At 70.5% G+C, this 20,144-nt stretch carries 17 protein-coding genes, 1 tRNA gene and 1 pseudogene; 11 read left to right on the top strand and 8 right to left on the bottom strand.

Annotation, left to right across the window (positions count from 1 at the left end):
• The 5 genes and pseudogenes from C464_RS11260 to C464_RS11240 form a co-directional block, all read right to left on the bottom strand.
• Positions 1-419, bottom strand: a pseudogene (locus C464_RS11260) (sensor histidine kinase); the annotation flags it as partial.
• Positions 420-479: 60 nt separating this feature from the next.
• Entirely contained in the window at positions 480-2,531 is a 2,052-nt protein-coding gene (locus tag C464_RS11255) for an AMP-dependent synthetase/ligase (protein ID WP_006113823.1), read from the bottom strand.
• Positions 2,532-2,663: 132 nt separating this feature from the next.
• Entirely contained in the window at positions 2,664-3,644 is a 981-nt protein-coding gene (locus tag C464_RS11250) for a DUF7260 family protein (protein WP_049911091.1), read from the bottom strand.
• A gap of 90 nt (positions 3,645-3,734) precedes the next feature.
• Positions 3,735-4,577 (bottom strand): translation initiation factor eIF-2B, encoded by an 843-nt coding sequence (locus C464_RS11245; RefSeq protein ID WP_006113821.1) that lies wholly within the window; start codon positions 4,575-4,577, stop codon positions 3,735-3,737.
• A gap of 79 nt (positions 4,578-4,656) precedes the next feature.
• The gene (locus C464_RS11240) at positions 4,657-5,379 is read right to left on the bottom strand and encodes a DUF726 domain-containing protein (RefSeq protein ID WP_006113820.1); all 723 of its coding nucleotides are present in this window, start codon (positions 5,377-5,379) and stop codon (positions 4,657-4,659) included.
• Positions 5,380-5,712: 333 nt separating this feature from the next.
• Here C464_RS11240 and C464_RS11235 point away from each other — a divergent pair, with 333 nt between their 5' ends.
• Positions 5,713-6,195, top strand: coding sequence for a hypothetical protein (locus C464_RS11235; RefSeq protein WP_006113819.1), 483 nt, complete (start codon positions 5,713-5,715; stop codon positions 6,193-6,195).
• A gap of 18 nt (positions 6,196-6,213) precedes the next feature.
• Here C464_RS11235 and C464_RS11230 read toward each other — a convergent pair whose 3' ends face one another.
• Entirely contained in the window at positions 6,214-7,452 is a 1,239-nt protein-coding gene (locus tag C464_RS11230) for a cytochrome P450 (RefSeq protein ID WP_006113818.1), read from the bottom strand.
• Positions 7,453-7,591: 139 nt separating this feature from the next.
• Between C464_RS11230 and mch the strand changes: the two genes are divergently transcribed.
• From mch to C464_RS11210, 4 genes are all read left to right on the top strand, one after another.
• The gene (gene mch / locus C464_RS11225; protein ID WP_006113817.1) at positions 7,592-8,530 is read left to right on the top strand and encodes a methenyltetrahydromethanopterin cyclohydrolase; all 939 of its coding nucleotides are present in this window, start codon (positions 7,592-7,594) and stop codon (positions 8,528-8,530) included.
• Positions 8,531-8,555: 25 nt separating this feature from the next.
• Positions 8,556-9,083 carry a hypothetical protein gene (locus tag C464_RS11220; RefSeq protein ID WP_006113816.1) on the top strand — a complete coding sequence of 176 codons (528 nt, stop codon included), beginning with the start codon at positions 8,556-8,558 and terminating at the stop codon, positions 9,081-9,083.
• Positions 9,084-9,148: 65 nt separating this feature from the next.
• Positions 9,149-10,342, top strand: a complete 1,194-nt coding sequence (locus C464_RS11215) for a potassium channel family protein (RefSeq protein ID WP_006113815.1) — start codon at positions 9,149-9,151, stop codon at positions 10,340-10,342.
• Positions 10,326-10,736, top strand: coding sequence for a nuclear transport factor 2 family protein (locus C464_RS11210; RefSeq protein WP_006113814.1), 411 nt, complete (start codon positions 10,326-10,328; stop codon positions 10,734-10,736). Before C464_RS11215 ends, C464_RS11210 begins: the two co-directional genes overlap by 17 nt.
• Before the next feature lie 31 nt (positions 10,737-10,767).
• On the opposite strand, the gene C464_RS11205 is transcribed toward C464_RS11210, so the two are convergent.
• Complete coding sequence (locus C464_RS11205) at positions 10,768-11,979, bottom strand: iron-containing alcohol dehydrogenase family protein (RefSeq protein ID WP_006113813.1); 1,212 nt, start codon at positions 11,977-11,979, stop codon at positions 10,768-10,770.
• A gap of 183 nt (positions 11,980-12,162) precedes the next feature.
• Between C464_RS11205 and gyrB the strand changes: the two genes are divergently transcribed.
• From gyrB to C464_RS11185, 4 genes are all read left to right on the top strand, one after another.
• Positions 12,163-14,079, top strand: coding sequence for a DNA topoisomerase (ATP-hydrolyzing) subunit B (gyrB, locus tag C464_RS11200; protein ID WP_006113812.1), 1,917 nt, complete (start codon positions 12,163-12,165; stop codon positions 14,077-14,079).
• Positions 14,076-16,571 carry a DNA gyrase subunit A gene (gyrA, locus tag C464_RS11195; protein ID WP_006113811.1) on the top strand — a complete coding sequence of 832 codons (2,496 nt, stop codon included), beginning with the start codon at positions 14,076-14,078 and terminating at the stop codon, positions 16,569-16,571. The genes gyrB and gyrA overlap by 4 nt, the downstream gene beginning before the upstream one ends.
• Before the next feature lie 107 nt (positions 16,572-16,678).
• On the top strand, positions 16,679-17,062 hold the full coding sequence (locus tag C464_RS11190; protein ID WP_006113810.1) for a hypothetical protein: 384 nt from the start codon (positions 16,679-16,681) through the stop codon (positions 17,060-17,062).
• A 48-nt stretch (positions 17,063-17,110) separates the two neighbouring features.
• Positions 17,111-19,141 (top strand): AMP-binding protein, encoded by a 2,031-nt coding sequence (locus C464_RS11185; protein ID WP_006113809.1) that lies wholly within the window; start codon positions 17,111-17,113, stop codon positions 19,139-19,141.
• Positions 19,142-19,155: 14 nt separating this feature from the next.
• On the opposite strand, the gene C464_RS11180 is transcribed toward C464_RS11185, so the two are convergent.
• On the bottom strand, positions 19,156-19,626 hold the full coding sequence (locus C464_RS11180; protein ID WP_006113808.1) for a redoxin domain-containing protein: 471 nt from the start codon (positions 19,624-19,626) through the stop codon (positions 19,156-19,158).
• Positions 19,627-19,723: 97 nt separating this feature from the next.
• Here C464_RS11180 and C464_RS11175 point away from each other — a divergent pair, with 97 nt between their 5' ends.
• Positions 19,724-19,999, top strand: coding sequence for a Sec-independent protein translocase subunit TatA/TatB (locus C464_RS11175; protein ID WP_006113807.1), 276 nt, complete (start codon positions 19,724-19,726; stop codon positions 19,997-19,999).
• Positions 20,000-20,050: 51 nt separating this feature from the next.
• A tRNA-Arg gene (locus tag C464_RS11170) sits at positions 20,051-20,123 on the top strand.
• Positions 20,124-20,144: the final 21 nt, after the last annotated feature.

Raw genomic sequence — 20,144 nt, 5'->3', positions numbered from 1 at the left:
GAGAGCAGGGTCGCGAGCTCCTGCGCCTCGGTGAGCTGTTCGTCCGCCTTCACCGCGTAGAGGCTCCCGCGCGATCCGACCGCCGCGCCGAGGCTGGCGGCGAACGAGAGCAGGAAGGAGAGCTTGAACGCGTGGTGTCCGATCAGCCAGATGAGCCAGACGACGGCGGCGAGCGCGGCGAACCCGAGCGCGGTCCCCGCGCCGATCCGGACCGCACGCCACTGACCCGAGCGGGAGATACCCCAGCGCGGGAGGTCGCGGACGGTGTAGAAGGCGACGCTCGAGAGGAGAAGTATCAGCAGCGATTCGAGTGCGATCCCCACGCTCGGCCCCTCGGCCACCAGATGGCGCGCGCCGAGGCCGAAACAACACCCCCCGAGAGCGGCGAAGCCGTATCGGGGCGGGACGTGGAGGGCCATCGACACGTCTACTCCCTCGCGACGGATATCGGTTTCTAGTCCCGACAGCGCCCGCCCGCGCTACTCGTCGTAGATCAGTTCGACCTCGTCGGCGAACCGGTCTAAGATGTTCCGGCGCTTCTTCTTCATCGTCGGCGTGAGCAGGTCGTTCTCCTCGGTGAACTCCTCTTCGACGATCCGGAACTGCTTAATCTGCTCGTACGACTCGAACTCCTCGTTCACGCGGTCGACCTCCGCCTGAATGCGGTCCCGGACGCGGTCGTCGCGGCAGACCGCGGCGCGGTCCTCGGGGAGGTCGACGCCGCCGTCCTCGGCCCACGCGGTCACCCGCTCGAAGTTCGGGACGATGAGCGCGGAGACGAACTTGCGGCCGTCGCCGAGGACGACGCACTGCTCGACGAACTCGTTGGCGGCGAACCGGTCCTCGATCGGCCCGGGAGCGACGTTCTTGCCGGTCGAGAGCACGAGCAGCTGCTTGGCCCGCTCGCGGAACGCGACGTACCCGTCCGGGCGGAGCTGGACGATGTCCCCGGTGCGGAACCACGGCTCCGCGGCCGCGGCCTCCGAGTCGGTCTCACCCTCGCCGACCCGCTCGTCCGGCGGGGTGCCGGCGGTCACGGCGTCCTCCGGGAGGTCGTCCGCGTCGACGAACGCGTCCGCGGTCGCGTCCGGCCGGTCCCAGTACCCCTCCGTCACCTGCGGACCGCGGACGAGCAGCTCGCCCACGTCGCCGGCTAGGTCGGCGACCTCCTCGCCGACGACGCCGTCGTCGATCGCGATCTCGGTGTCCACGACCGGCGGCCCGATGGTCCCCACCTGCGGGCGCTCGGGCGGGTTGACGCAGATGACCGGCGACGTCTCGGTGAGCCCGTACCCCTCCAGGATCGGGAGGTCCATCGCGTGGTACAGCGCGCACAGCTCCGCCGACAGCGACCCACCGCCAGAGATGAAGAACTCGATGTTCCCCCCGATCGCCTCCCTGACCGACGAGAAGACGAGGCGGTCGGCGACCGCGCGCTTGGCGTCGAGCAGCGGGCCGGGGTCGTCGGCCTCGTGGTGGTCGCGGCCGACGTCGACCGCCCACTCGAAGATGCGCTCTTTCACCGGCGACTCGCTCGCCTGCTCGCGGATCGCGTCGTACAGCTTCTCGTAGACGCGCGGGACGCTCGTCGTCGTCGTCGGCCGGACGAGCCCGAAGTCCTCGCGGAGCGTGTCGGGGCTCTCCGCGTACGCGACGGTGGCCCCCGCCGCGAACATCATGTAATGCCCGGCCATCCGCTCGAAGACGTGTGCGAGCGGGAGGAAGGAGAGCGTCGTCGACTCGGCGGAGACCCCGGGGACCTCGGGGTCGCGGTCGGGGCGGTCGGCGAACCGCCGGTAACACTGCGAAACGTTGTCACGGAAGTTCCCGTGGGTGAGGCGGACCCCCTTCGGCTTCCCGGTGGTCCCGGAGGTGTAGATGAGGCTGGCGAGGTCGTCGACGCCGACCGCGTCGATCCACCCCTCGTAGGTCGCCTCGTCGAACGCGTCGGCGCCGAGCCCGTAGACCTCGGCGAGCCCGTACACGTCGTCCGCGTCGCCGTCGAGGTCGTCGACGTCGACGTCGTCGACGGTGACGATCGCGTCGAGCTCGTGTTCGAGGTCGTCGCGGACGGCGAGCACGTCCGAAAGCATCTCTCGGTTCTCGGCGACGACGACGGTCGCCTCGGGATCCTCCAGCAGGTACCGCAGTTGGCTCGGCGACGAGGAGGCGTACACGGTCGTCACGACGGCCCCCGCGGCCAGCGCCGCGAAGTCGGTCTGCGCCCACTCCATGCGGGTCTGCGAGTACATCGCCACCCGGGTATCGTCGTCGACGCCCAGCTCGCGGAATCCCGCCGCGAGGGTGCGGACGATCCCGCGCATCTCGTCGTACGTCAGGTCCGCGTACCCGCCCGCGGGTGCCGGCTCGACGACGCCCTCGGCGACGAGCGAGCGGTCGTAGATCCCCCCTTTATACCGCTGCGCGGTCCGGGCCGCGTGTCGCTCCGCGGTCCGCTCGAACATCTGCGGAAGCGTCTCGCGGGCGATCGCGTCGTCTGTGAACGCTCGTTCCGCCGCTTGCCAACTCATACACCCCCCGTCCCGCCCTACGTTCATAAACAATCCGGTAGTTTTGAGTTTTCTCGGCGGGCGGGCGCGCCGCCGTCGGGCCGCACCGCGAATCAGTGAGCGGTCGCCTCGCAGTCGGGGACTTTTGCCGAGTCAGCGACTGCCGGCTATCCGCGCGCCGACCCGGTCTCTGTCCGCGCGGATCCCGTCGGCGACCTCCGCGACCTGCGCCAACACCGGATAGCGCGGTCCGTCGGTGGGGCCGTAGAGGTAGTCGTAGAAGGGGCGCTCTCCATCCGTGTCGATCGCCGTCTCGGGCGTCAGCGGGGGGTCGTCGAGCGACACCTGTCGCTCGGCGGCGAGCTCGTCGCACTCGCGTTCGAGCTCCGTCAGCCGGTTCCACACGTCGATCGCCGCGTCCGCCTCGCTCTCGGCCCGGATCCCCTCCATGTGGCCCACCAGTCGACGGCGGCGGCGGTCGATCGTCGACAGCGCGGCCTCCCGCTCGTCGAGTTCGGCTATCTCCTCGTCGATGGCGTCGACGAGCCGGTCGCGGGCGGCGGCGGCGTGGCGGCTCCGGTCGACGAGCGCCGACTGGGCCCCGCTGGACAGGCCGCCGTCGGACGCCAGCGCCGTCGCGGTGTCCGGACCGAGTTCGGCGGCCAAGCTCTGGGCGGTCGTCTCGTCGTACTCGGAGCGGTAGTGGGGCAGCGACATGACGGTGTCCTCGTACGCGCCCAGCACTCGCCTGAGGGTGACGCTGTCGCCGGTGGGACCGCGGCCCGGTCGCCGCCCGCCCCCGCCGATGCCGCGCAGCGCGGCGACCGGCACGCCGGACGGCGTCGCGTCCGTCGCGACCGAGACGGTGTCGATCCGGCCGACCCTGTCGGCGAACGTCTCGAACGCGTCCCGCTCGTCGAGGACGCGCCGGCGCTCGTCGCGGCAGGCGGCCTCGGCGTCGCGGACGTACGCGAACGTCAGCAGCGCGAGGACCCCGACGATGGCGACCGCCGTGACGACGCCCGGCTCCGTCGCGACCGCTCCGAGGTCACACCAGACGTCCGTACATCCCGCTCCCGTCACCCCTCGATCCGGGATCTGAAACACCGCCGTCGAACTCGGATGTACACTCATACCAACCGTTAACACACTACACGCACAAAGCGCTTTGGGCCGTTCGGCGTCGCTCGCCGGGGTCTGTCCGGCATAGAGGCGATTTCGAGATCAGTTCCGGACGCCGTCGTCGGTGATCACGGTGTCGATCATCCCGATGGGCGTGGCGTCGTAGCTGGGGTTCTCGATCTCGACGTCCTCGACCGGCTCGCGCATCACCTCCACGGCGTCGCGGAACTCGTTCTCGAACCGGAACTCCTCGATGGTCTTCGCGCCCGAGCCGACCGCGGTGACGGGGACGCCCAGCTCGCGGGCGGTCACTACGAGCGGGAACGTGCCGATCCGGTTGTAGTACGTGCCGCCGGTGATACAGGTGATCCCGAGCAGGACGCGGTCGCAGTCGCGCAGCGCGTACCCCATCGCGCTGTCGACCACCATGCGGACGTCGACGCGCGAGACGCCGGCGAGCACGCGGGCGGTCTTGCGACCGAGGGTCCGCGGGCGCGCCTCGGTGACGTAGACGGTCAGGTGCGCCCCGTCGCGCGCGGCGTTCTCGATCGCCTCCAGCACCGTCGTCGAGTAGTCGTGGACGAGCAGCGTGTCGCCGTCCTCGATGCGCTCCGCCGCGTTGGCCGCCGCCTCGCCCTTCGCCGTCTCGATGTCCTCCGTGACGCGGGCGATCACGTCCTCTAACAGCTGTTTCGCGCCCTCGACGCTCGTCGCCTCGCCGACGATGGAGCGCTCGACATCGCGCATCGCGTTGTGGAGCGCGGCGTGGGAGGGGTTCGACCGGCGCAGCACGCCCGCGTTGTGTTCGAGGTCGCGCTCGAACTCGTCGACGGTCACGTACTCCCGGTCCAGCAGGTCCGCGAGCGACCGCGTCGCCTTCACGGCCACCGCGGACGTGCTGTGGGTCCGCATTGCCCGGATCTCGGCGACGGTCTCGTCGATCATGCCCGAAGGGTCGACCGCGCCGGTAAAAGGGGTTCCGGGGACGCGTCGGCGGCGGGGCGGGCCGGAGCGCGCCGACGGACTACTCGAACTCGATCCGGTCGACCGCCCGGGACAGACAGCCCGCGTCCGGCTCGAGGTACGAGTAGTGGTCCGCGATCAAGTCGGTGACGTCGACGTCCGCGTAGCCGTCCGGCGCGGTCGCGGCGGCCGAGATCCCGCCATGCCCGACCGCCCGGGTCCGGTCCGACGCGCGGTACACCCAGCCGAGGACGCGGTCGCTCCGGCTGTGGAAGTTGTAGACGGGGGCGTCGAGCGCCTCGACCGCCGCCCCGTACGCTCTCTCGGTCCCGACGCTGTCGCGCGGGACCGCCCCGCCGAACAGCGACGCCGACGCGAGGACGTCCGTCCGCCCCCTGTCCGCGAGTTCGCGGAGCGTCGCCCCGGTCACGCGAGCGCCGAGCGAGTGCGCGAACAGGTGGACCGGCCGCCCGTCCTCGTCCGCCCACGCGGTCAGCCAGTCGGCGAGCGGGGCGGCGTTGTCGTCGGCGGTGCGCTTCGCCGGCCCCCAGTCGACGTTCGACGACCACGAGTAGCCGACGACCGGGAGCGCGCTCGCGCCGCCGGGCGCTTCCGACGCCGCCTCCAGCCCGAGTCGGGCGGCGTACGCCTGATCGCGGGCCGACTCGGCGTCCGCGCCGAGGCCGTGGACGTACAGGACCACCGCGTCGGCCCCGCCGAACTCCCACGACCCCGAGCGCGCCGTCGGCTCGGCGTCGTCGAGCCGCCCCCGCGTCGAGACCATCGGCTGCGTCTCGGGGGCCTCGTACCCGCCGAAGTCGCCGGAGAGCGCGTTCGCGACGTACAGTCCGCCGCCCCCGACGAGGCCGACGCCGCCGGCGACGCCGTACAGGAGCCGGCGGCGGGTGACGAGTCGCGACGGGTCGTCCGCGGGGTCGGCGGGGGCCGAGCCGCCCGCGTCGTCCGTGGAGGTCGTTCCGCCTGCGTCGGCCGCGCGGTCTGCGCCGTCGGGACCGCCCGAGGTGGGATCCGATGAGATACCGACTCGTCGGTCCGAACGATCAAATAGCTGACGCGGCGGCGACGGCTGTTTATCAGCGGATATCCTACGGGGCGTATGAGCTATCCGGTCACGTACTACTGCCCGCACTGCGGCACGCTCGTCGCGCTCGAACGCGAGGGATACCTCGCGGACAAGTCGGTGACGCCGTACCCGCTGGAGGGGTGGACGTACGTCGCGCCGACCGAGCCGTTCGACGCCGACGAGAGCGGCGAGAGCGACGAGAGCGAGGCGGCCGCCGACGGCGTCCGGTTCGTCTGCGGCGAGAGCGACGGCGTCGAGTGGGACCCGCACGACGGCGTGCGCGGCACGGACGTCGGCGGCGACGAGCCGTACCGCGAGCCGGACGCGGGGGGCGTCGGCTGCGGCGAGCCGTTCTACCTCTCGTTCGTCCGCTACGACGAGGGCCGAGAGGTCGACCCGAGCGCCGAGACGGAACTCGTCGAGATCGATCCCGACCCGCGACCGAGCGGGCCGCGCGGGCCGAGCGGCCCGGGTGCTGGTAGCGGCCCGGGCGACTCCGACGGCGGCTTCTGGTGACGCGGCTGTCGCCGCGGGCTACCGCCGCTCGTCGTACCGGATCGGCAGCGACTCGACGCCGTAGACGAACGAGCTTCGGGTCGGTTGGAGGGGCTCGTCCGTGAGCCGAAGCCGCTCGACGCGGTCGAGCAGTTCCGACAGGCCGACCTTGGCTTCGAGCCTCGCCAACGGCGCGCCCAGGCAGTAGTGGGTTCCGTGGCCGAACCCGAGGTGCTGGTTCGGCGACCGGTCGGGTCGGAACGTCTCCGCCGACGCGAACTGACAATCGTCGCGGTTCGCCGAGCCGATCCAGGCGATGACGCGGTCGCCCGCTTCGATGGTCTCACCCCGCATCGTCACCGGCTCCGCGGCGACCCGGCTCATGGCTTGGACCGGCGAACGGTACCGTAGCACCTCTTCGACGGCCCTCTCGAGCGCGCGGTCGTCCGCGCGAAGCTCGTCGAGCAGGTCCGCGTCGGCATCGGCGAAACACCGCACCGCGTTCGCCACGAGGTTCGTCGTCGTGATGTTCCCGGCGACGAGCAGCAGTATACACATGCCGAGCGCCTCCTCGCGGGAGAGCCGTCCGCCCCCCTCGGACTCGGCGGTGACGATGACCGAGAGCAGGTCGTCGCGGGGCTCCTCGCGGCGGGACTCGATCATCTCCAGGAAGTACTGCGCCATCTCCATCTGCGTCTGCCGCTGGCGGTCCGCGTACGCCTCCGCGCCCTCGTCGTCGCTCGCGGCCGCCACGAGCGCGTCGGACCACGTCTTGAAGCGGTCTCGGTCCGACGGCGGGACGCCGAGCAGCTCGGCGATGACCGTCACCGGGAACGGGGACGCTAGGTCCCCGACGACGTCCATCCGTCCCTCGGCCCCGACGGCGTCGTCGAGCAGCTCTCCCGCCAGGTCGCGGAAGTGCGGTTCGCGGTCCCTGAGTCTCCGCGGCTGGAACCACTCGTCGACGACGCCTCGAAGCTCGTCGTGGCGGGGCGGGTCCTTGAACAGCATCGTGTCGAGGATCAGTCCCTCGCCCGGCTCCTCGGGCTCGACGAAGTCGTCCGCCTCCCGGGGGTCGGCCGAGAACGTCTCGTCGTCGTTCAGCACGCGTTTCACGTCCTCGTACAGGAAGACGTCCCACGTCTGCCGGTCGGCGTCGTACCGGACCGGTGCCTCCTCTCGCATCCGCCGGTACCAGTCGAACGGTTCGAGCCACGACTCGCGGTCGCGCAGCGCTCGTGGGACCGCCTGTAGCCCGCTCGGACCCGCTGAACTCATGCGAAACGTGTTGGCGGCGGACAGGATTAAATCTTCACCTTCGATAATGAAGTTTTGCGTCGAGCGAGAAGCTCGCGGCGGGCGCAGTAGGCGAGCCGAACAGCCAAACCCCTTAAACGGGGAGCGAGTAGCCTCGGACATGGAAAGCATCAATCGGACCGCGATCGAGCTGGTCGACGAGGCCCTCGACTTCGCCGGCGAGCTGGACGTCGTCGGCTACGAGCTGGACAACGGGGCCACCGTCGTCGACTTCGGGATCGACGCGGCCGGCGGGGTCGAGGCGGGGCTGCTGCTCGCGGAGATCCAGACCGCCGGGCTCGCGAACCTCCGGACGCGGATGGGCGAGCTCGCCGGCGCGCCGCGCCAGTACGTCGAGCTGTCGACCGACCACCCGGCGGTCGCGCTGCTCTGCTCGCAGAAGGCCGGCTGGGAAGTGACGACCGAGAGCGGCTTCGAGGGGCTCGGCTCCGGGCCCGCCCGCGCGCTCGTCGGCCGCGAGACGGAGTTCGAGCGCGTCGGCTACTACGACTCCGCGGAGTTCGCCACGCTCGCGATCGAGTCGACGACGCTGCCGGACGAGGAAGTCGCCGAGCAGGTCGCCGAGCTGGCCGAGGTCGACGCCGAGGGCGTGTTCCTCCCGACGTTCGCGACCGGCTCGACCGCCGGCTCGGTCACGACCGCGGCCCGCGCCGCCGAGCTCGCCGTCTTCCGCCTCTTGGAGGTCGGCTACGAGCCGACGGACGTGCTCCACGCGTCCGGCTCCGCGCCGCTCGCACCCCCGACCCGCGACGAGACCGAGGCGATGGGCCGGACCAACGACGCGCTCGCGTACGGCGGCGAGGTCCACCTCCAGGTCGCGCGCGACGACGACCGGTTCGGCGAGATCGTCTCCACCGCGAGCGAGGAGTACGGCACCCCCTTCGTCGACGTGTTCGAGGACGCCGACTGGGACTTCTACGACGTCCCGGAGAGCGTGTTCGCCCCGGCGCAGGTCACCGTCGACGTCGTCGACGGCCCCGTCTACACCGTCGGCGAGACGGACGAGGAACTGCTCGCCGAGTCGTTCGGCTACCGCTGAGCCCGGAGCGCCCCGCCTCTCACCGATGCGACTCAAACCCGTCCCCGAACCGCCGGCCGACCTCGACGCCCTCCGCGAGTTCCGGCGCGCGGTCCCGCTCGTCCCCGGCGACACCGACGACTGCTGTGCCCGCCTCCGGCGGCGGTGCGACCTCCCGGACCGACAGACCGCGAACGACTGGCTCGCGTTCCTGCGCGCGCTCGACCTCGTCGAGGAGACCGCTCGGGGGTTCGTCCGCGCCGACGCCGAGCCGACGCCGGAGCGCGTCCGCGAGGGGCTCCGGGAGGAGGTGCTGCTCGTCCCCGAGGCGCTCGCGGCGCTCGACGCCGCCTCGCCCGACGACCCCCTGACCGCCGCCGACCTCTTCGCGGCGACCCGCGAGCGGGTCCCGCGACACGACAGGGCCCGCGACCCCGACTGGGAGGCGACGTGGCGCGACCGCGCGGCCCGGCTGCTCGGGTGGCTCGCGCTCGTCGACCTCGCCGCGCCCGTCGGCGACGGTCCGGATATCCCCGAGTCGGAGAGGGGCTACGTCGCCGGAGACGCCGTCTGAGCCGCCTTCCCGCGGCGTCGTCGACCCGCAACAAGCCTTTTACTCGGGGCCGGAGAGGGAGTCGCATGGGACGCTTCGACGGCCGCACGGTCCGCTACGAGCCGACGAGCGTCAAGGACCTGCTCGTCGAGATGAAGGACACGGCGGAGCTGCTGATCGACCTGTCGTACTCCGCGGTCCTCCACGGGAGCCCCACGGTCGCGCACGAGGTCGTCGAGCTGGAACACCGGATGGACGTGCTCCAGATGCGCGCCCGGATGAGCCTGATGCTCGCCGCGCGGAACCCGAACGAGGCGGAGACGCTCGCGCCCGTCCTCGGCGTCATCGCCGCCGCGGACAAGATCGCCGACGCCGCGGGCGACATCGCGAAGATCGTCACCGAGGAGATCGGCCTCCCCGACGCGATGCGGGGCGCGCTCTCGGCGGGCGTGGAGACGCTCGTCCGCGGGACCGTGAGCGACGACTCCGCGTACGCCGGCCGGCGGCTGGACGACGTCGACCTCGAATCGGAGACCGGCGTCCGGGTCATCGCGGTCCGGCGCGACGAGGACTGGATCCTCAACCCCGGGGCGACGACCCGGCTGGAGGCCGGCGACGTGACGCTGTTGCGCGGCCCCGAGGCCGGCGTGGCGGCGGTCTATCCCGTGCTGAGCGGCGACCCGTACGAGCCGGACCCCGAGGCCGAGCCCGGCATCGACGACTTGGAGCGCGCGGTCGACTCGATCGTGTTGATGAAGAACCTCTCCGAGCTCGCCGTCGACCTGGCGTACGGCTCGGTCCTCTTCGACAACGAGGAGCTGGCCGAGGAGGTGAGCAACCTCGAGATCGAGGTGGACGCCCTCCAGTCGCGGTTCGAGGCGTGGACGCTCCGCGCCGCGGCCGAGGCGGACGACCCGGTGGCGCTGCGCGGGCTCATCCACCTCGGCGTCGCGACCGAGGAGATCTCCGACGCCGCGCTGACGATCACCGAGGGGGTCCTCCGCGACCTCGACGTCCACCCCGTCGTGGAGATGGCCGTCCAAGAGTCCGACGAGATCATCACCCGCACCGTCGTCGGCGAGGGGAGCCGCCTCGACGGGACGGGGGTCGTCGACGGCGTGCCCGCGACCGACATCTCAACGAGCGTGCTCGCGATCCGCCGCCCCGACGAGGGGTGGCTGGTCGGCCCGGACCTCGACACCACGCTGCGAGGGGGCGACGTGATCATCTCGAAGGGGACCCGAACCTCGGCCGAGGAGTTCGATGCCCTCGCGGCGTGACGCGGACGGCCCCGGAGACGGTGCCGACGTCGACGCGGCGGACGGCGACTCGTCGGACGGGGACGCCGACCCCGCCGCCCTCGCCCGTGCCTACTACGACGCGATCGACGCCGGCGAGTACGACCGGCTCGCGTCGCTGCTCCACCCCGCGTTCGTCCAGCGGCGCTCCGACAGGACCTTCGAGGGCCGCGACCGCTTCGTCGCGTTCATGCGCGACGAGCGGCCGAACACCGACACGACGCACGCGGTCGACCGCGTCTACCCCTCGGGCCCCGGCGTGGCGGTCCGCGGCCGCCTCCTCGACGCCGACGGCGCGGAGCTGTTCGCCTTCGTCGACGTGTTCGACGTCGAGAACGGGCGGTTGACCGCGCTGGAGACGTACGGATCCGAGTGATAAATCGCCGGTATCCGCCGGGTTCGTGCCCTCACCACGCCGCGCGCAACACGCCGAGGACACCCTCCGCGGTCGCGTCGAGGCCGGCCGGCGCGCGCTCCATCGGCGGGTCGTCGACGACGAACTCGGCGATCGCCGGCAGGTCGCCCTCGTCGGTCTCGGGCAGGTCCCGCAGTCGGGTGGGGACGTCGAGCGCGTCGCGGACCTCGGCGACCGCCGCGACGACGTCCTCGGCGATCGCCGCGTCGTCGCGGCCCTCGGTCGGGACGCCGAGCCCCGCGGCCAGCGCGCGCCGACTCGCGTCGACCTCGTCGAAGAGGTACGCCAGCGCGTGCGGCGCGACGACGGCGTGGATCGCGCCCTGCTGGACGTCGTAGCGGCGGGCGAACCCGTGGCCGAACGCGTGTATCACGCTGATCTTGCGGTCGAGTTGGACGAGCAGCGACCCCACGACCGCGCGGTCGGTCGCGGGCTCGCCGCCCGGCTCGTCGCCGGCCACGCGCGGGAGCGCGCCGGCGAGGAGCCGGAGGCCGTGGACGGCGGCCGCGTCGCTCACGGGGTCGGCGTCGCGGGCGTAGGTGGTCTCGATCCCCTTGTTGAAGCCGTTCATCGCCGACCCGGCCAGCACCGAGGTCGGCGTCGTCTCGAACAGCGCCGGGTCGGCGACGTCCGCGATCGGCCACGCACCGCTCCCGCTGACGGTCACCGGCTGCCCCGTCGGCGACTCGTCGGCCGCGAACACCTCCAGCGACCCGCCGGTCGAGACGTCCGCGCCGGCGAAGGTGGTCGGGACGACGACGAACGGCAGGGCCGGGCCGCTCTCGGGCGCGAGGTCGCCGAGCGCGTCTCCGCCGGCCTCCGCGTCGGCGCGGAGCTCGTCGAGGTCCCGACCGTCGGCCGCGAGCAGCGTCGCCTGTCTGGCGACGTCGAGGCTGGCACCCCCGCCGACGGCGACGAGGACGTCCGCCCCCGTCTCCGCCCGCGCGTCGAGCAGGTCGTAGGCGGTCTCGACCCGCTTGTCTGGGGCGGTCCCGTCGAAGACCCCCGCCAGTCGGTCGCCGAGCCCCTCTCGGATCGGGTCCATCAGCGCGTCGTTCGCGCCCGTGTTCGAACCGCAGACGAGCAGGGCCTCCTCGAGGTCGCGCTCGCCGAACCAGTCGCCGAGGCCGGCGATGCGGCCACGCCCGTACCGGATCTCGCAGCCGCGGTGAACGTGTTCGAAGGAGTCCGCGATGGGTAGCATCGACAGCCGGTACGCACGCGCCGGGCTTGTAGCTGTGGGAAGATTAACCACACGTTACTTCGGACCACGCGCCGCTCCCGCCCGCAGGTGACTTCGGCCACAGTGGCTTCCGCGGCAGGTTCTCACGCCCGCGCGCGTGCGCCGGCTTTATAACCCGACAGCGACTAGCGAGGGTAAGTTCCTATGTCAGAGCAGAGTGAATACGGAGCCGGCCAAATTCAGGTCCTCGAAGGCCTGCAGGCCGTCCGTAAGCGACCGGCGATGTACATCGGGTCCACGGACGGTCGGGGGCTCCACCATCTCGTCTACGAGGTCGTCGACAACTCCATCGACGAGGCCCTCGCGGGCTACTGCGAGGAGATCGAGGTACGGATCCACGACGACGGCTCCGTCTCCGTCAGCGACGACGGGCGCGGCATCCCCGTCGACACCCACGAGGAGTACGACCGCCCGGCACTGGAGGTCATCCTGACGGTCCTCCATGCCGGCGGGAAGTTCGACTCCAAGTCGTATCAGGTCTCCGGCGGCCTCCACGGCGTCGGCGTCAGCGTCGTCAACGCCCTCTCCGAGCGGCTGGAGGTCGAGGTGACGCGCGACGGCGGCGTCTTCCGCCACCGGTTCGCGCGCGGCGAGCCCGCCGAGGACGGCTTCGAGCGCGTCCGCGACGCCGGTCCCGACGAGTCGACCGGGACGGAGATCCGGTTCTGGCCCGACGAGGAGATCTTCGAGACGACCGACTTCCAGACGTCGACGCTCGCGAACCGGCTCCGCGAGCTCGCCTTCCTCAACTCCGGCGTCGAGATCCGCCTCGTCGACGACCGCGACGACACCGCCGAGACGTTCCGCTACGACGGCGGCATCCGCGAGTTCGTCGAGTACCTCAACGAGACGCGCTCGCCGATCCACGAGGACGTCATCTACTTCGAGGGCGAGAGCGACGGCGTCCACGTCGAGGTCGCGATGCAGGCGACGGAGGAGCTCCAGGGCTCCGTCCACGCGTTCGCGAACAACATCAACACCCGCGAGGGCGGTACGCACCTCACCGGCTTCAAGACGGCCCTGACGCGCACCGTCAACGACTACGCCAACGAGCACGGCCTCGTCGACGACCTCGACGCCAACCTGAAGGGCGAGGACGTCCGCGAGGGGCTCACGGCGGTCGTCTCGGTGAAACACCCGGACCCGCAGTTCGAGGGGCAGACGAAGACGAAGCTCGGCAACAGCGAGGTCCGCGGCGTCGTCGAGTCCGCCACCCACGAGAAGCTCGGGACGTTCTTCGAGGAGAACCCCGACACCGCCGAGAAGGTCGTCCACAAGGCCGCCGAGGCGGCGCGCGCCCGGAAGGCCGCGAAGAAGGCCGAGGAGCTCACCCGCCGGAAGTCGGCGCTCGAGTCGACCGCGCTGCCCGGCAAGCTGGCCGACTGTCAGACCCGCGACCCGGAGGAGGCGGAGCTGTTCGTGGTCGAGGGCGACTCGGCGGGCGGCTCGGCAAAGCAGGGCCGGAACCGCGAGAACCAGGCGATCCTCCCGCTCAAGGGGAAGATCCTGAACGTCGAGAAACACCGGCTCGACCGCATCCTCGAGAACGACGAGATCCGCGCGCTGATCACCGCGATCGGCGCGGGCATCGGCGAGGAGTTCGACATCGACGACGTCCGGTACAACAAGATCATCCTGATGACGGACGCCGACGTCGACGGCGCGCACATCCGGACGCTCCTTCTCACCCTGCTGTACCGCCACATGAAACCCCTGCTCGAAGCGGGCTACGTGTACGCGGCTCAGCCCCCCCTCTACCGCGTCCGCTACCGCGGCGAGACGTACGACGCGATGACAGAGGCGGAGCGCGACCGCATCGTCGAGGAGGAGTGCGACGGCAACCCCACGCAGGTCCAGCGGTTCAAGGGGCTCGGCGAGATGAACCCGGAGCAGCTGTGGGACACCACGATGGACCCGGAGAACCGCCGGCTCAAGCGGATCAACGTCGACGACGCGGCCGCCGCGGACCGCATGTTCAACGTGCTGATGGGTGACGCGGTCGAGCCGCGCAAGCAGTTCATCAAGGAGCACGCGACCGAAGCGGAGTGGGTGGATATATGAGCTCAGAGAGTCCCGACGCCGACCCCGGAGACGTGCGCGCCGCACAGGTGACGAACGCCCGCATCGAAGACGAGATGGAGCAGTCGTACATCGACTACGCGATGTCCGTCATCGCGGGTCGCGCGCTCCCCGACGTGCGGGACGGGCTCAAGCCCGTCCACCGCCGGATCCTCTTCGCGATGAACGAGGCGGGCGTGACGAGCAACTCCGCGCACCGCAAGTCCTCCTCCGTCGTCGGCGAGACGATGGGCGACTACCACCCGCACGGCGACAGCGCCATCTACGACACGCTCGCCCGGATGGCACAGGACTTCTCGATGCGCTACCCGCTCGTCGACGGCCAGGGGAACTTCGGCTCCGTCGACGGCGACCCACCGGCTGCGATGCGGTACACGGAGGCCCGGATGGCCCCCATCGCCGAAGAGCTCATGGCGGACATCGAGCGCGACACCGTCGACTTCCAGGCGAACTACGACGACCGCCTCGAAGAGCCCGAGGTGCTGCCCGCGGCGTTCCCGAACCTGCTCGTCAACGGCTCCTCGGGCATCGCGGTCGGGATGTCGACGAACATCCCGCCGCACAACCTCGGCGAGGTGATAGACGCCACCGTCGAGCTGATCGAGACCCCGGACGCGACCGTCGAGGACCTGATGGAGCACGTCGAGGGGCCCGACTTCCCGACCGGCGCGAACATCGTCGGGCGGAACGCGGTCCACGAGGCGTACAAGACGGGTCGCGGCCGGATCCGCGTCCGCGCGGAGTTCGAGGTCGACGAGGAGGAGGGTCGGATCGTCATCAGCGAGCTCCCCTTCCAGCAGAACAAGTCGCGGCTCGTCGAGCGCATCGCCGAGGACGTCAACGAGGGCTCGATCGAGGGGATCCGCGACCTGCGCGACGAGTCCGACCGCGACGGGATCCGGATCGTCGTCGAGCTCAAGCGCGACGCGATGGCGGAGGTCGTCAAGAACCAGCTGTTAGAGAGCCACCTCGAACGCACGTTCGGCGTCATCAACCTCGCCTTGGTCGACGGCTCGCCGCAGGTACTCGACCTCAAGCAGACGCTCGAACACTACGTCGAGCACCGGCGCGAGGTCGTCCGGCGGCGCTCCGAACACGAGCTCGCCGAGCGCGAGGAGCGCGCGCACATCCTCGAAGGCCGCCTGAAGGCCCTCGACAACGTGGACGGCGTCGTCGAGACGATCCAGGACTCCGACGACCGCGACGCCGCGAAGGCCGCGCTGGAGTCGACGTTCGAGTTCACCGAGGCGCAGGCGGCCCACATCGTCCGCATGCAGCTCGGCTCGCTCACGTCGATGGAGACGGCCGAGATCGAAGACGAGTACGCGGAGGTGAAAGCGCGGATCGAGCGGCTCGAGACCATCCTCGCCGACCCCGGCGAACTCGATCAGGTGATCGTCGACGAGCTCCGGGATATCGAGGCCGAGTACGACGACGAGCGCCGGACGAGCTTCATCGAGGACGTCGGCGACGTGACCCACGAGGACCTCATCCCCGAGGAGGAGTGCGTCGTCGTGATGAGCGAGGACGACTACATCAAGCGGATGTCGCTCGACACGTTCCGCGCGCAGAACCGCGGCGGCAAGGGGATCATCGGCACGGGGCTCAAGGAGGGCGACCGCGTCTCCTCGGTGTTCGCGGCCAACTCCCACGACTACCTGCTCGTCTTCACGAATCAGGGCCAGATCTACGAGCTGAAGACCTACGAGATTCCGGAGATGTCCCGCACGGCGCGCGGGAAGTCCGCGGTCAACCTCCTCGACCTCGACGACGGCGAGGAGATCGAGTCGGTCGTCAACACCGAGGACTTGGACGACGACGAGTACCTCACGATGGTCACCCGCGACGGCTACATCAAGCGGACCGCCGTCGACGAGTTCGGGAACATCCGGTCGACCGGGATCCGCGCGATCCGGCTGGAGGACGGCGACGAACTCGTCGACGTGGAGGTGACCGACGGCGGCACGGACATCGTCATCGGCAGTCGGAACGGGATGGCGATCCGGTTCGAGGAGTCGGAGGCGCGCGCCATGGGCCGCACGGCCCGGGGCGTGATCGGCATCGACCTCCGCGAGGGCGACGCCGTCGCCGGCGTCGCCGCCATCGACGACGAGTACCACAACTGGGTGCTCACCGTCACCGAGAACGGTTACGGGAAGCGCTCCGACCTCGACGAGTACCGCCCGCAGTCGCGGAACGGGAAGGGGCTCGTCGACATCAAGACCGGCGATCGGAACGGTCAGGTCGTCGCCATCGAGGCGGTCACCAACGGTGACCACCTGATCGCGATGAGCGCCGACGGCCAGATCATGCGCACTCGCGTCGAGGAGATATCGACGGTGAGCCGCAACACGAAGGGCGTCATCGTGATGAACCTCGAACCCGACGATGAGGTCGCCTCCGTCGACATCGTCCCCGAGTCGGTCCACGCTGCCGCGGACGAGACGGACGACGCGGCAGCGGACGACGAGTAACGACCGCGCCGACCCACTACTCCGTTTCTCGGCGAACCGGCTTTAGACGACCCGCGACGCGGATCTGCTGGTACGGGATTGAAGTCCCGCCACGACGAGCGCCGGACATGGACCGACGCCGACTTCTCGCCGCGAGCGCCGGTGCGCTCGCCGGCGCGAGCGCGGGCTGCCTCGGAGCGGGCGACGCCGATCCGGGGCGGCTCGACCTGACCGTTCAAAACGACGGCGACGCCCCGGTCGACGTGGCGGTGGTCGTCGAGGGCTACGACGGGACGACGTACGCGGACGAGTCCGACCGCGTCGACGCCGGCGTCGCGCAGGCGTTCGAGGTCACCGTCGGCGAGAGCGGCCGTCACGAGGCCGCGGTGACGGCGGCCGACTGGGAGGGGCGGCTGGCGTGGGACGCGGGCACCTGCGCGCTGTACGACGGACGAGTCGCGGTCGACGCCGAGACGGTGGCGGTCGCGGGCGAGTGCGCCGACCCGCGGTGAGTCCTTCAGGAAAGTTACTTACTGTCGCCGCGAAAACCACCGGCCGAGATGGACGAGTACGAGGGGATAGACGAGGTCGTACACGAGCCGAGCGAGGCGTTCGCCGAGTCGACGAACGTCGCCGCGTTCATGCGCGAGCACGGGATCGACGACTACGACGCGCTGATCGAACGCACCACCTCGGAGGTCGCGGGCGAGCCCGAGTCGGGCGTCGACTGGTTCTGGGACGAGATCGTCGACTACCTCGACATCGAGTTCTACACGGACTACGACGCGGTCCGGGACGACAGCGACGGACCGCAGTTCTCCGACTGGTACCCCGGCGGCGAGGTCAACGTCGCGCACAACGTCGTCGACCGCCACGCCGCGGTCGACTCGCCGAACCGCAATCGCGTCGCGCTGATCTGGGAGGGCGAACCGGGCGACGTCCGGGAGATCACCTTCCACGAGCTCCGCCGGCAGAGCGACCGCGTCGCGAACTACCTGACTGAGGCGGGGATCGAGACGGGCGACACCGTCGGGCTCTACATGCCGATGGTCCCCGAGGTCGTCTCGATCCTCTACGGCTGTCTGAAGGTCGGGGCGATCGCCGTGCCGATCTTCTCCGGCTTCGGACGTGAGGCGACCGCGACGCGGATCGACGACGCGGAGCCGTCGGTGCTGTTCACCGGCGACGGGTTCTACCGGCGGGGCGACGAGGTCCGGCTGAAGGCGACCGCCGACGAGGCGATCGCCGACGCCGGCCACGTCGAGGAGGTCGTCGTGTACGACCGACTCGGGGCGACGCCAGCGGGCGGTTCCGCCGACGGCGGGAGCGACACCGACCCGATCCCGTGGGACGACGATCGCGACCGGACGTGGGACGAGGCGGTCGGCTCGCAGCCCGCGGCGTACGAGACGAAGCACCTCCCGAGCGACCAGGAGTCGATGCTGCTGTACTCCTCGGGGACGACCGGCACGCCGAAGGGGATCGTCCACACCCACGCCGGCGTCCTGACGCAGTGCGCCAAGGAGATCCACTTCGGCTTCGACCAGAAGCCCGCGGACCGGTTCTTCTGGGTCTCGGACATCGGCTGGATGATGGGGCCGTGGACGCTGATCGGCAACCACGCGTTCGGCGGGACGGTGGTGATGTACGAGGGCGCGCCCGACCACCCCGAGCCCGACCGCTTCTGGGAGATGATCGACCGACACGGCATCACGCAGTTCGGCATCTCGCCGACCGCGATCCGCGCGCTCCGCAAGCACGGGGACGAGTGGGTCGACGAGCACGACCTCTCCTCGCTCCGGATCTTAGGCTCCACCGGCGAGCCGTGGGACCCCGAGTCGTGGCGCTGGTTCCACGACGCGGTCGGCGGCGGCGACTGCCCCGTCGTCAACATCTCCGGCGGGACGGAGATCTGCGGCTGCTTCCTGATGCCGATGCCGAACCAGCCGCTGAAACCCTGTACGCTCGGCGGGCCGGGCCTCGGGATGGACATCGACATCGTCGACGAGGCCGGCGAGTCGGTGACGGAGTCGGGCGAGCGCGGCTACCTCGTCGCGCGCGACTCCTGCCCGTCGATGACGAAGTCGCTGTGGTCGGGTGACGAGCGCTACCTCGAGGAGTACTGGTCGACGTGGCCCGACCTGTGGGACCACGGCGACTTCGCGCAGAAGGATTCGGACGGCTTCTGGTTCCTCCACGGCCGCGCCGACGACGCGCTGAACGTGGCGGGACGGAAGGTCGGACCGGCCGAGATCGAGGGGGTCCTCATCGACCACGACGCCGTCAACCAGGCCGCGGCCGTCGGCGTCCCCGACGACACCACCGGCACCGCGGTCGTCGCGTACGTCGTCCTCGAACCGGGCGTCGACCCGAGCGACGACCTCCGCGAGGAGCTCCGGGCCTTGGTCGGCGACGAACACGGCAAACCGTTCCGGCCGCGCGAACTGCTGTTCGTCGACGCGTTCCCGAAGACGCAGTCGGGGAAGATCATCCGGCGCGCGATCGAGTCGGTGTACAGCGACGAAGACCCCGGAGACCTCTCGTCGATGGAGAACCCCGAGGCGCTGGAGTCGCTCCGCGATCCGGCCTGAACCGAGAGCGGCGTTCAGGCGGTCGCGTCCGCAACCGCCTCGTCGAGCGCGTCGTAGTCAGGCTCCTGTCCGGCGTCGTCCGCGAGCCAGCGGTACGTGACGGTGCCGTCCGCGTCGATCACGAAGATAGCGCGCTGCGCGACCGTCTCCACGCCGTAGTGTTCGAAGTCTTCGATCACGTCGTAGGCCTCGATCGCGCGGTTGGCGGGGTCGGCGACGAGCGCGAACGGGAGGTCGTACTGGACGCGGTACGCGGCGAGCGCGTGCGGCAGGTCCGTGCTCACGCCGAACAGCGTACAGTCGTCGCGGTCGAACCCGTCGCGGAGCGCCTCCATCTCGTCGGTACAGGTGTTCGAGAAGGCGGCGGGGAAGAAGGCCAGCACCACCGGCTCGTCGCCGAGGTGCGCCGAGAGTTCGAACGGCGCGATGTCGCCGTCTACGAGCGATCCGGTGAAGTCGGGTGCGTCGTCACCGATTCCGGGCATATCTCGACCTCGGCTGCCGGGCGTATCACCGTTTCGGGAACGGTCACCCATCGAGGCAAAAAGACTATAGTTGCCACAGGGCTAGAGCGGAGTAGAGATGGTAAGTGCGATACCACTGATCGGCGGCATTCCGGCGGGGCCGGAGCTCCTCATCATCCTGCTCGTGCTGGTCCTGCTGTTCGGCGCGAACAAGATTCCGAAGCTCGCGCGGTCGACCGGACAGGCGATGGGCGAGTTCAGGAAGGGCCGCGAACAGGTCGAAGAAGAGCTTCAGGAGATGCAGGACGGTGAGCAGGCCGACTCGGCGCTCGACGACGAGGACGAGGAGTTCGACGACCTCGAGACCGAGACCGACAAGGAAACCAGCGCGTAACCCGGCCCCGACGCCGACCGATCACCGCCGTCCCGTTTTTTCGCTCGTTCTGGGCGCGTGGCCTAGCGGACAGGGCGAGAGGTTCCTAACCTCTCGATCGCGGGTTCGAATCCCGTCGCGCCCGTGACTTCGCTCCGCTCCGTCA

Origin of the sequence: Halorubrum coriense DSM 10284, assembly GCF_000337035.1 — an archaeon.
Taxonomy (GTDB): Archaea; Halobacteriota; Halobacteria; order Halobacteriales; family Haloferacaceae; genus Halorubrum; species Halorubrum coriense.
Note: the sequence above shows the minus strand (reverse complement) of the source record. Positions and strands in the feature narration are given on the sequence as shown.